Origin of the sequence: Mediterraneibacter gnavus ATCC 29149 (genome assembly GCF_008121495.1) — a bacterium.
Taxonomy (GTDB): Bacteria; Bacillota; Clostridia; order Lachnospirales; family Lachnospiraceae; genus Mediterraneibacter; species Mediterraneibacter gnavus.
On the sequence record NZ_CP043051.1, the window covers coordinates 2406496 to 2419262 of the forward strand.

The 12767-nt window shown below is 45.3% G+C and carries 11 protein-coding genes; 9 read left to right on the plus strand and 2 right to left on the minus strand.

The features are described from left to right. Positions 1-88: 88 nt before the first annotated feature. The 5 genes from secA (at position 89) to FXV78_RS11950 (ending at position 7602) form a co-directional block, all read left to right on the plus strand. Positions 89-2659: a preprotein translocase subunit SecA gene (gene secA, locus FXV78_RS11930; protein ID WP_004844554.1), complete on the plus strand. Its 2571-nt coding sequence runs from the start codon at positions 89-91 to the stop codon at positions 2657-2659. Between the two features lie 125 nt (positions 2660-2784). Continuing rightward, a protein-coding gene (gene prfB / locus FXV78_RS11935; RefSeq protein ID WP_179954364.1) for a peptide chain release factor 2 occupies positions 2785-3898 on the plus strand; the annotation gives its coding sequence in 2 pieces (ribosomal slippage) (positions 2785-2847 and positions 2849-3898; 1113 coding nt in all). Positions 3899-3935: 37 nt separating this feature from the next. Further along, the gene (locus FXV78_RS11940) at positions 3936-5153 is read left to right on the plus strand and encodes a homoserine dehydrogenase (protein WP_004844552.1); all 1218 of its coding nucleotides are present in this window, start codon (positions 3936-3938) and stop codon (positions 5151-5153) included. 8 nt (positions 5154-5161) lie between these two features. Beyond that, entirely contained in the window at positions 5162-6376 is a 1215-nt protein-coding gene (locus tag FXV78_RS11945) for a cofactor-independent phosphoglycerate mutase (RefSeq protein WP_039960164.1), read from the plus strand. Positions 6377-6393: 17 nt separating this feature from the next. Further along, the gene (locus FXV78_RS11950; protein ID WP_004844550.1) at positions 6394-7602 is read left to right on the plus strand and encodes an aspartate kinase; all 1209 of its coding nucleotides are present in this window, start codon (positions 6394-6396) and stop codon (positions 7600-7602) included. A gap of 47 nt (positions 7603-7649) precedes the next feature. On the opposite strand, the gene FXV78_RS11955 is transcribed toward FXV78_RS11950, so the two are convergent. Then, positions 7650-8018 carry a helix-turn-helix domain-containing protein gene (locus FXV78_RS11955; RefSeq protein WP_004844549.1) on the minus strand — a complete coding sequence of 123 codons (369 nt, stop codon included), beginning with the start codon at positions 8016-8018 and terminating at the stop codon, positions 7650-7652. A gap of 121 nt (positions 8019-8139) precedes the next feature. Next, positions 8140-8583, minus strand: a complete 444-nt coding sequence (locus tag FXV78_RS11960) for a CYTH domain-containing protein (RefSeq protein WP_004844548.1) — start codon at positions 8581-8583, stop codon at positions 8140-8142. 177 nt (positions 8584-8760) lie between these two features. Here FXV78_RS11960 and FXV78_RS11965 point away from each other — a divergent pair, with 177 nt between their 5' ends. From FXV78_RS11965 to clpX, 4 genes are all read left to right on the plus strand, one after another. Continuing rightward, positions 8761-9309: a DJ-1 family glyoxalase III gene (locus tag FXV78_RS11965; protein ID WP_009245236.1), complete on the plus strand. Its 549-nt coding sequence runs from the start codon at positions 8761-8763 to the stop codon at positions 9307-9309. 100 nt (positions 9310-9409) lie between these two features. After that, positions 9410-10696, plus strand: a complete 1287-nt coding sequence (gene tig, locus FXV78_RS11970; protein WP_004844545.1) for a trigger factor — start codon at positions 9410-9412, stop codon at positions 10694-10696. Positions 10697-10789: 93 nt separating this feature from the next. Further along, positions 10790-11371 carry an ATP-dependent Clp endopeptidase proteolytic subunit ClpP gene (gene clpP, locus FXV78_RS11975; protein WP_004844544.1) on the plus strand — a complete coding sequence of 194 codons (582 nt, stop codon included), beginning with the start codon at positions 10790-10792 and terminating at the stop codon, positions 11369-11371. 31 nt (positions 11372-11402) lie between these two features. Next, a complete protein-coding gene (clpX, locus tag FXV78_RS11980; protein WP_004844543.1) occupies positions 11403-12677 on the plus strand; it encodes an ATP-dependent Clp protease ATP-binding subunit ClpX in 1275 nt (424 codons plus the stop codon). Positions 12678-12767: the final 90 nt, after the last annotated feature.

The window sequence follows — 12767 nt, forward strand, 5'->3', positions numbered from 1 at the left end:
AACAAAAACATGAATTGGTTGAATTCATGGAAAGTTAGTGATAGAATGGTAGGCAGAGTAAATTTAGACAAGGAGCAGATTGCAGATTATGGGTTTAATGGATAAAATTTTCGGGACTCACAGCCAGCACGAGCTGAAGAGAATCTATCCGATCGTGGATCGCATTGAGGCGCTGGAGCCAGAGATGAAAGCACTTTCGGATGCGGAATTAAAGGATAAGACAAGAGAGTTTAAAGAACGTCTCAAAGAGGGAGAGACACTGGATGATATTCTCCCGGAGGCATATGCAGTTGTAAGAGAAGGTGCATATAGAAGTATGGGGATGCGCCATTACCGGGTACAGCTGATCGGCGGTATCATCCTGCATCAGGGACGTATTGCAGAGATGCGTACAGGTGAAGGTAAGACACTGGTATCCACACTTCCGGCATATCTGAATGCGCTGGAAGAAAAAGGAGTTCACATTGTCACAGTCAATGATTATCTGGCAAAGCGTGATGCCGAGTGGATGGGAAAAGTACACGAATTTCTGGGACTGACAGTCGGTGTGGTTCTCAATGATATGGACAATGATGAGCGCCGTGCGGCATATAATTGTGATATTACATATGTAACGAACAACGAACTGGGATTTGATTATCTGAGAGACAACATGGTGATCTACAAGGAACAGCTTGTACAAAGAGGGCTGAACTTTGCGGTTATCGATGAGGTTGACTCTGTATTGATCGATGAAGCCAGAACTCCGCTGATCATTTCCGGACAGAGTAATAAATCTACAAAATTGTATGAGGCATGCGATATTCTGGCACGCCAGCTGGAAAGAGGAGAAGCAAGCGGTGAGTTTTCCAAGATCAATGCGATCATGGGAGAAGATATTGAAGAGTCCGGAGATTTTATTGTCAACGAGAAAGAAAAGGTTGTCAATCTGACAGAAGACGGTGTGAAGAAGGTAGAAAACTTCTTCCATATCGAGAACCTGGCAGATCCGGAGAATCTGGAGATTCAGCACAACATCATTCTGGCGCTGCGTGCGCATAACCTGATGTTCCGCGATCAGGATTACGTGGTGACTCAGGAGGGAGAGGTTATGATCGTGGATGAGTTCACCGGACGTATCATGCCGGGAAGACGGTATTCGGACGGACTGCATCAGGCGATCGAAGCAAAAGAGCATGTGAAGGTCAGAAGAGAGAGCAAGACACTGGCAACTATTACATTCCAGAACCTGTTCAACAAGTATGAGAAGAAGAGCGGTATGACAGGTACTGCCTTGACTGAGGAAAAAGAGTTCCGTGATATTTACGGAATGGACGTTGTAGAGATCCCGACCAACCGTCCGGTTCAGAGAAAAGATCTCGAAGACGCAGTATATAAGACAAAACAGGAAAAATACCACGCAGTCGTTGAAGCCGTGAAAGAAGCGCATGCAACGGGACAGCCGGTCCTGGTTGGTACAATCACGATCGAGGTTTCAGAGCTGCTCAGCAAAATGCTGAAAAAAGAAGGAATTCAGCATAAGGTATTGAATGCCAAGTATCATGAACTGGAAGCAGAAATCGTGGCAGATGCGGGACAGCACGGAGCAGTCACGATTGCGACCAACATGGCCGGACGTGGTACGGATATCAAGCTGGATGATGCTGCAAGAGAGGCCGGAGGTCTTAAGATCATCGGTACAGAGCGTCATGAATCCAGACGTATTGACAACCAGCTGCGCGGACGTTCCGGACGACAGGGAGATCCGGGAGAATCCCGTTTCTATATTTCTCTGGAGGATGATCTGATGCGTCTGTTTGGTTCTGAACGTCTGATGAGTGTATTCAACACACTTGGTGTAGAGGACGGAGAACAGATCGAGCATAAGATGCTCTCCAGTGCGATTGAGAAAGCACAGAAGAAGATCGAGGGCAATAACTTTGGAATCCGTAAGAATCTGCTGGAATACGATCAGGTTATGAATGAGCAGAGAGAGATCATTTATGAGGAAAGACGTCGTGTTCTGGACGGAGAGAGCATGCGAGATACCATCTACAATATGATGACAGAATATGTAGAAAATATGACAGACCGCTTTGCCGCACCGGATGCAGATTCGGAAGAATGGGATCTGGCAGGACTGGAGCTGACACTTCACGGGGAGATTCCGATGCTGAAGATGCCGGATGCAGAGGAAGTCAAGGACATGAGACAGAAAGAGCTCAAGCATACATTGAAAGAGCGTGCTGTAAAAGCATACGAGGAGAAAGAAGCAGAATTCCCGGAAGCAGAGCAGCTGCGTGAGATGGAGCGAGTGGTACTGTTAAAGGCAATCGATACACGCTGGATGGATCACATCGATGATATGGATCAGCTCCGTCAGGGAATCGGTCTGCAGGCATACGGACAGAGAGATCCACTGGTAGAATATAAGATGATGGGATACGATATGTTCGGCGAGATGACCAATTCCATCGCAGAGACGACGATCCGTACCTTATTCCATATCCGGATCGAGCAGAAGGTAGAAAGAGAGCAGGTGGCACAGGCGACCGGAACAAACAAAGATGACAGCGCATCACACACTCCGAAAAAACGGGAAGAGAAAAAGGTTTATCCAAATGATCCATGCCCGTGCGGAAGTGGCAAGAAGTACAAACAGTGCTGCGGAAGAAAATAGTAACCAGGTAAGTGCCTGAATATTTTGTTGACTGTGTGTATACTGCATCAGACATTGTGCTGCAATATATACACAGTCAATGTTGATTTAAAACAGATTTTTGAAAAAAGAAAGAGGTGATCAAGGTGGTTTTATTAGATGAACTGAAAGTAAGACTGAGTGCATACGAAGAGCCGCTGAAAGATTTGAGGGATTCACTTTGACTTAGCGTCAAAGAAAGAACGAATTGAGGAATTAGAAAGAACGATCGAGGAGCCGGGATTCTGGGATAATCCGGATCAGTCCAGACAGACGATGCAGGTATTGAAAAGTCTTCAGGATTCGGTAAAGCAGATTGAGCAGATGTACGCAGATTATGAGGATCTGGGACTGCTGATTGAGATGAGTCAGGAGGAACAGGACGAAGAGACGGTGCAGGAGATCGAGGAAGAACTGCTCCGTTTTGAAGGAGAGTTTGAAGAGCTGAGGATCCAGACACTTCTGACCGGAGAGTATGACAGAGATCATGCGATCGTTACGCTTCACGCCGGAGCAGGCGGAACAGAATCCTGTGACTGGGCAAACATGCTTTACAGAATGTACACCAGATGGGCAGAGAAAAAGGGATTTTCCGTAGAAGTTCTGGATTATCTGGAAGGAGATGTTGCGGGAATCAAAGGCGTGACATTTGAAGTACGAGGAGAGAATGCTTACGGATATCTGCGCTCTGAAAAAGGGGTGCACAGACTGGTCAGAATTTCTCCGTTTAATGCGGCCGGAAAGCGGCAGACTTCTTTTGCATCCTGTGATGTGATTCCGGATATTGAGGAAGATATTGATATTGAGATCAATGATGACGATATCAGGATCGACACATATCGTTCCAGCGGAGCAGGTGGACAGCATATCAATAAGACTTCTTCGGCAATCCGTATCACGCATTTCCCGACAGGAATTGTTGTTCAGTGTCAGAATGAGCGTTCTCAGCACATGAATAAAGACAAAGCCATGCAAATGCTCAAAGCCAAGCTGTATCTGATGAAGCAGCAGGAGCAAGCAGACAAAGTGTCCGGTATTCGCGGTGAGATCAAGGAGATCGGATTCGGAAGCCAGATCCGTTCCTATGTCATGCAGCCGTATACACTGGTGAAGGATCACCGTACGAATATGGAGATCAGCAATGTGAACGGTGTGCTGGACGGCAACCTGGATCCGTTTATCAACGCATATTTAAGTGCTCCGAAAAACCCGGAAGAGTAGGACAGATGCAGAAAAAAGAACAGGAAGGAAGGCGAATATGGTAAATATAGCAGTTATGGGATATGGCACGGTGGGATCCGGAGTCATTGAAGTATTACAGACCAATAAGGAACGAATCGACCAGAGAGCCGGGGATGAGATCCATGTAAAATACATTCTGGATCTGAGAGATTTCCCGGGAGATCCGATTCAGGAAAAAATCGTACATGATTTTCAGGTGATCGCAGAAGATCCTTCCATTCAGATCGTAGTAGAGGTAATGGGCGGGATTGAACCCGCATATACTTTTGTGAAGAAGTGCCTGATGGCCGGAAAAAGCGTGGTGACCTCAAACAAAGCGCTGGTGGCAAAGCACGGTGCAGAGCTGCTTTCCATTGCAAGGGAGAAAAATATCAATTTTCTGTTTGAGGCCAGTGTCGGAGGCGGAATTCCGATCATCCGTCCGTTAAATTCTTCAATGACAGCAGATGAGATTGAAGAAATCACAGGGATTTTAAACGGAACGACCAATTATATGCTCAGTAAGATGTTTTATGAAGGAGCAGATTATGAGGAAGTTTTAAAAGAGGCGCAGGAAAAAGGGTATGCGGAACGAAATCCGGAAGCGGACGTGGAAGGATATGATGCATGCCGGAAGATTGCGATTCTTTCATCTTTGATTTCCGGACAGCAGGTGGATTTTGAAGATATTTATACAGAGGGGATCACGCAGATTACAAAAGAAGATATGATGTATGCAAAGGCAATGGGAATGACGATCAAGCTTCTTGCATGCAGCAGAAGGGATGAAGATCATATCCATGCCATCGTTGCTCCGTATCTGCTGAGCTCTTCGCATCCATTGTATAGCGTAAATGATGTCTTTAATGCGATTTTTGTACATGGCAATGTACTCGGAGATGCAATGTTTTACGGAAGCGGTGCAGGAAAGCTTCCGACAGCGAGTGCGGTTGTTTCTGATATTGTAGATGAAGTAAAGCATTTGAACCGGAATATTATGACGATGTGGGATCAGGATAAAGTGGAACTGCTTCCGATCTCGGATACGAGCAAGCGTTTCTTTGTGCGGATCAAGGGAGAACCACAGGCAATGAAAGCACATCTGGAAAGTAAATTCGGACCGATTGAGATTGTACAGGTGGAACCGTTGGAGGGAGAATTCGGATTTCTGACAGAAATTATGACAGAAGGACATTTTGAACAGTGCCAGAAAGAATTTCCGTCCATTCTCCACCGGATTAGAGTAGAAGGGTGAGGATGCGTATGAAATATGTTGTTGTTTTATGTGACGGGATGGCAGATGAACCATTGGAAGAACTGGGCGGTATGACACCTCTGGAGAAGGCGCATACTCCAAATCTGGACCGCATGGCGCAGATTTCAGAGATTGGCATGGTGCAGACTGTTCCCGACGGGATGGCTCCGGGAAGTGATACGGCGAATCTTTCTGTGATCGGATATGATCCAAAGGAATATTATACCGGACGCTCCCCTTTGGAGGCGTTGAGTATCGGGGTGGATATGGCGCCAACCGATGTATCTTTTCGCTGTAATCTGGTGACCTTGTCCGAGGAAGAAGAGCGGTATGAGGATAAACGGATTCTGGATCACAGTTCCAGCGAGATCAGCACTGAGGATGCGGCTGTTCTGATGGAGACCCTGATGCAGGAAATGCGAAGAGGTGGGTATGAGTTTTATACAGGCACGAGTTACAGGCATTTGCTGATCCATAAATTCGGAAGTGTAGTCGAATTGACAGCGCCTCATGATATCCTGACAAAGCGGATTGGGGAGTATCTCCCTCAGGATGCGGTACTTCGGGAAATGATGGAGACCAGCTACCGGATCTTAAGCAATCATCCGCTGAATCTGGAGCGAAAGGCAAAAGGACTCAACCCTGCCAATTCCGTATGGTTCTGGGGGGCAGGTACCAGGCCGATGCTGACCTCTTTCGAGGAAAAATATCATAAAAAAGGAGCCATGATCTCAGCAGTGGATCTGTTGAAGGGGATTGCTGTAGGAGCAGGGCTTGACAATATTATCGTAGAAGGTGCAAACGGAGGACTTCATACGAACTATACAGGAAAAGCGGAGGCAGCAGTGGACGCGCTGGCGGCGCAGGATTATGATTTTGTATATGTACACATTGAAGCACCGGATGAGATGGGACATCAGGGAAGTATTCCGGATAAGATTAAGGCGATTGAAAATATCGATCAGAAGATCATCGGACCGATCGTTGGGGAACTGGAAGATCTTTGCATGGATTTCAGGATGTTAGTCCTTCCGGATCATCCGACGCCGATCTGTGTCCGCACACATACCGGTAATCCGGTTCCGTATCTTTTATATGATTCCAGAAAGAAAGCAGAAGGAATGCCGGAGTATTCAGAAAGACTGGGCAATAAGAGCCCATTGTTCGAGAAAGAAGGACACAGGCTGCTTTCCCGTCTTTTTGAGATGGACAATGAACGGTAAACAGAGAGGAAGAAAAAATGCTGATAGTAAAGAAGTTTGGCGGCAGTTCGGTCGCAGATAAAGAGTGTATTTTTCGTGTGGCAGAGCGCTGCGCGGAAGATTATAAAAACGGACACGATGTGATCGTGGTCCTTTCAGCGATGGGAGACACAACAGATGATCTGATCGCAAAAGCAAAAGAGATTAATCTGAATCCATCCAAGAGAGAGATGGATATGTTGTTGACAACAGGGGAACAGATTTCTGTGTCACTGATGGCGATGGCATTTCATAAGCTGGGAATCCCGGCAGTATCGCTGAATGCATTCCAGGTAAAGATGCACAGCACATCCACCTATGGAAATGCAAGATTCAAGAAGGTAGAATCTGAGAGAATCCTCCACGAACTGGGATACCGGAAGATCGTGATCGTCACTGGATTCCAGGGAGTGAACAAATATGAGGATTATGCGACAATGGGACGGGGCGGTTCAGATACCACGGCAGTTGCAATCGCAGCGGCTCTGGGCGCAGATGCGTGCGAGATTTATACGGATGTAGACGGTGTGTATACCGCAGATCCACGAATTGTTCCTTCTGCGAGAAAATTAAAAGAAATCAGTTATGATGAGATGCAGGAGCTGGCATCCATGGGGGCGAATGTCCTGCATAACCGTTCTGTGGAAATGGCGAAAAAATATGGAGTACAGCTGGTTGTACGTTCCAGCATGAACAGAGAAGAAGGTACGGTGGTCAAGGAGGTAGTAAAAGTGGAAAAATTGTTAATCAGCGGAGTTGCATCTGATAAAAATACAGCGAGAATTTCTGTCATCGGAATCGAAGACAAACCGGGAACAGCGTTCAAGATCTTCAATACACTTGCAAAGAAGAATATCAATGTGGACATCATTCTTCAGTCTGTAGGAAGAGACGGTACAAAAGATATTTCCTTTACAGTGGCAGAGGATGATCTTCAGGATACACTGGCGATCCTGGAAGAAAATAAAGAAGCGCTGACGATCCAGGAAATCAATTCTCAGGAGAGTGTAGCGAAGATCTCGATTGTCGGAGCAGGAATGATGAGTAATCCGGGTGTTGCTGCCAAGATGTTCGAGGCACTGACAAATGCCAGAGTCAACATCCATATGATTTCAACATCAGAAGTAAGAATCACGGTTCTGATCAATGAAAGCGATGTAGAACGTGCGATCAATGCAGTTCACGAGAGATTTGGACTGGGAGAATAATAAAAAAAGGAAATCCGACTGGAGCTGGCGGATTTCCTTTTTCTTTATTACAATAGTTTTTTCAATAGTAATTTATCTTCCGGATTCATGGCCCGGTATCCCTTGATCAGTTCGACTTCTTCCCGCGTAAGATAGAGTGTATCGGCAGTGTCGATCTCCATGGCATACGTAAAGGGACCTTTCTGTTCGAGGATCAGTCCGTCTTTTGTACAGGGATGATTGACCAGCTGGTCGAGAGATACTCCATAGATATCAGCCAGACGCATCAGAGAATCCAGATCCGGTGTCCGTTTACTGGTTTCGTAGTTGGAATAAGCCTGTCTGGAAATATTGAGCAAGTCACTGATCTCTTGCTGAGTGTAGTGATGTGCTTTACGAAGACGGTATAAATTTTCAACAAGCTGAATATTAGACATTGCTGTACCTCCATTTACAGGGAATTGTTAAAAGCTTAGTAAATTATAACAATTTTCCCTATAAATAGATATCTATGCGACAAAACGTAGCGAAAGAACAAAAAGCCACAAAAAGTTGATATCAGAGTTTGCTGAGTGTACTGTTATGATAGGAAGAAGAAAAGGTAACGTCTTCGCCGAACCATTTGGGTGGAGTAAAGTGATTGGCAGTCTCTTTATCAGGAAATTCTACTTCCGCAAGCATCAGAGGCGCAAGGTCTCCGGAAAAAATATCAAGCTCAATAAAGAGGGAATCCTTAAGAGGGATCACATATCTTTTTTTCGTGATGAGCCGTCCGTCGATTTTTTCTTTTAAATGTTCATAGGATTCTTTTGTCAGCGGAAGATTGTATTCTTCCCGGATCATCATTCCTTTGGATTTGTAAGTCAGAATGTAGTCATTGTTGTCCCGGCGGATACGTACCACAGGTGCAGTGGAGAGATATCCCTGTTCGATCTTGCGGCATGGATATGATGAAAGAGCAAAGGGGACAGATGAAATCAGATATTTGCGCTCGATTTCCATGAAAAACTCCTTTCTTTGAAAACATCGTTTGTTGTTTGATATCCGGTATCATCATAATATGAAAAACGGAAAATGTAAACGGGGAGGCATTGCATTTTTAACAGGGATTTGCTACACTTTTTACCATATGAAAGAAATGAAAATCAGGTTCAGATTTTAAGTCAGGAGGAAATGATCATGAAACAGATTGCGGTATTTCTCGCAGAAGGATTTGAAGAAATCGAAGGACTTACGGTTACGGATCTGCTGCGCAGGGCAGGTGTTACTGTGACGAACGTATCGGTCACAGGAGAAAAGACAGTACATGGCTCACACGGAATCGGTGTCGAGGCAGACGCCCTGTTTGAGGAGATGGAGTTTGAGGGAATGGATATGCTCGTACTGCCGGGTGGGATGCCGGGGACAAAGCATTTGAAAGAACACAGAGATTTGTGTGCGCTGCTCAAAGAATTTTATGCAAAAGAGCGTTATCTGGCAGCAATCTGTGCAGCGCCTACTGTATTTGGAGAACTGGGATTTCTGGAAGGAAGAAAAGCATGCTGTTATCCGGGCATGGAGTCAGGACTTTCTCACGCAGAGACAAATGAAGAGCCGGTAAATGTAGACGGGCATATGATCACAAGCCGGGGACTGGGAACCGCGATTCCATTCGCATTGAAGCTGATCGAGCTCCTGTGCGGAAAGGAAAAGGCAGAAGAAATCGGGCATGGAGTAGTTTATTATTAAAAAGTACTGGAAATATTGAAGTGACTATGCTATACTAATTCAATGACTGCGAATATACAATTTGCGTTTGAATGGTACGAATCAAGGAGGAAATAGAAAGATGAGTTTACAGGTAGAAAAGTTAGAGCATAATATGGCGAAGCTTACAGTAGAAGTAGCCGCAGAAGATGTAGAGAAAGCACTGCAGGCAGCTTACTTAAAACAGCGCAAACAGATCAATATTCCGGGATTCCGTAAAGGGAAAGTTCCGCGTCAGATGATCGAAAAAATGTACGGACCGGAAGTATTCTATGATGAAGCAGCAAACAACATGATTCCGGACGCATATGCAAAAGCTTATGATGAAAGTGAACTGGACATCGTGTCTCAGCCGAAGATCGAGGTTGTACAGATGGAAAAAGGAAAACCGTTCATTTTCACAGCAGAAGTAGCTACAAAACCGGAAGTGACACTCGGAGATTACAAAGGACTGAAAGTAGATAAAGTATCTACAAGAGTGACACAGAAGGAAGTTGATGAAGAGATTGAAAAAGAGCGCGAGCGCAATGCAAGAACAATCGAAGTGACAGACCGCGCAGTTCAGGATAAAGATGAAGTAACATTAGATTTCGAAGGATTTGTAGACGGTGTTGCATTTGAAGGTGGAAAAGGAGAAGATTATCCGCTGACAATCGGTTCCGGATCATTCATTCCTGGATTTGAAGAGCAGCTGATCGGAGCTGAGATCGACAAAGAAGTAGAAGTGAATGTGACATTCCCGAAAGAGTATCACTCTGAAGAGCTTGCAGGAAAAGATGCTACATTTAAGTGTACAGTACACACAATCAAAGCAAAAGAACTTCCGGAGCTGGATGATGAATTTGCTTCTGAAGTTTCTGAATGTGAGACAATGGACGCATACAGAGCGGAAGTAAAGAAAAACATCAAAGAGCGCAAAGAGAGAACTGGAAAAGAAAAGAAAGAAAACCAGGCAGTAGATCAGGCAATCGAGAACGCACAGATGGATATTCCGGAAGCAATGATCGAGTTCCAGGTAAGACAAATGGCAGATGATTTTGCACGCCGTATTCAGCAGCAGGGTCTGACTGTAGAACAGTACTTCCAGTTTACAGGAATGACAGCAGAGAAGATGCTGGAAGAGATGAGACCACAGGCTGAAAAGAGCATCAAGACAAGACTGGTTCTGGAAGCGATCGTAAAAGCTGAGAACATCGAAGTTTCTGATGAGCGTGTAGAAGAAGAACTCACAAAAATGGCGGAAGCATACCAGATGGAAGTTGAAAAACTCAAAGAGTTTATGGGAGAGAACGAGAAGAAACAGATCAAAGAGGATCTTGCAGTTCAGGAAGCAATCACTCTGCTTGTAAACGAATCTGTAGAGGGATAATCTGTTCTGGTACATAACAGTACCGTGAATCCGCAGTGAGAGGGGGCCGCAGGCAGCGGCAGATTAAGTCAGCATAATAAGGAGGAAAAGCAAATGAGTTTAGTACCTTATGTTATTGAACAGACAAGCCGTGGAGAGCGCTCTTACGACATTTATTCAAGACTGTTAAAAGAAAGAATCATTTTTCTGGGAGAAGAGGTCAATGATGTATCTGCGAGTGTGATCGTAGCACAGCTTCTTTTCCTGGAAGCGGATGATCCGAATAAGGATATCCAGTTATATATCAACAGCCCGGGAGGTTCCGTGACAGCGGGACTGGCAATCTACGATACCATGCAGTACATCAAATGTGATGTTTCTACAGTCTGCATCGGTATGGCAGCAAGCATGGGGGCATTCCTTCTTTCCGGTGGAGCGAAGGGAAAACGTTTTGCGCTTCCAAACGCAGAGATTATGATTCATCAGCCATCCGGCGGAGCACAGGGACAGGCAACTGAGATTTCGATCGCAGCAGAGCACATCCTGAGAACCCGTCAGAAATTGAACGAGATTATGGCAGCAAACACAGGGCAGCCATTGGAGACGATCAAGGCTGATACAGAACGTGATAACTTCATGTCTGCAGAAGAAGCAAAAGCTTATGGATTAATAGATGAGGTAATTGCCAAACATTAATGTTGTGTCGGCAATATGAGGTGAGAGTGATATGGCAGGAAAAGCAAGTGATGATATAGTAAGATGCTCCTTCTGTAATAAGCCGCAGTCTCAGGTGAGAAAGCTGATCGCAGGGCCGAACGGCGCTTATATCTGTGATGAGTGTATCGAGGTCTGCTCGGAGATTATAGAAGAAGAGTTTGAATACGATGATGACAGAAGAGAATTTGATGATATCAATCTTTTGACACCAGAGGAGATCAAGGCATTCCTTGATGAATATGTAATCGGACAGGACGAGGCAAAGAAGGTTCTTTCTGTTGCTGTATACAATCATTACAAGCGGATCATGGCAGGTTCTGATCTGGGCGTGGATCTGCAGAAGAGTAATATTCTGATGCTTGGACCGACCGGATGCGGAAAGACTCTGCTTGCCCAGACCCTCGCAAAGATACTGAATGTTCCGTTTGCCATCGCAGATGCGACAGCTCTGACAGAGGCCGGATATGTGGGGGAAGATGTAGAAAGCATCCTCCTGAAAGTGATTCAGGCAGCAGATGGCGATATTGAACGTGCAGAGCATGGTATTATTTATATTGATGAGATTGACAAGATCACAAGAAAGTCTGAGAATCCTTCCATTACCAGAGATGTATCCGGAGAGGGAGTTCAACAGGCGCTTTTGAAGATCATTGAGGGAACCGTTGCATCTGTTCCGCCGCAGGGCGGAAGAAAGCATCCGCATCAGGAACTGATCCAGATAGACACGACCAATATTTTGTTTATCTGCGGCGGTGCATTTGAAGGGATTGATAAGATCATTGAGACCAGACTGGATAAGAAGTCGATCGGCTTTAATGCAGAGATAGCTAAGAAGCATGAGGAGGATGTAGATGTACTGCTGCATCAGGTGCTTCCGCAGGATCTGGTGAAGTTTGGTCTGATTCCGGAGCTGGTAGGACGAGTTCCTGTTACAGTATCTCTGGATCTTCTGGATAAAGAGGCTTTGATCCGGATTCTGACAGAACCGAAGAGCTCTCTTGTGAAGCAGTATCAGAAGCTGATGGAACTGGACGGCGTAAAGCTGGAGTTTGATAAAGCAGCTCTGGATGCGATCGCAGAGACCTCTCTTGCAAGGAAAACGGGAGCCAGAGGATTAAGAGCCATTATGGAAGATATTATGATGGATACAATGTTCCGTGTACCATCTGATGATACCATCAAAGGATGTATGATTACAAAAGATGTTGTGGAAGGAAAGGGTCAGCCATTGTATGAGTGCGATGGAGAAGAGCGAAAATCTTTTCTGACATCTGAAAGTGCATAGATAACACAGGCGGGTGCATAGGGAGGACCATGTACCCGCTTGTTTTGATTTTGGATAAAACAAAAAGCAGGAGGAAAATACAGGTGAACA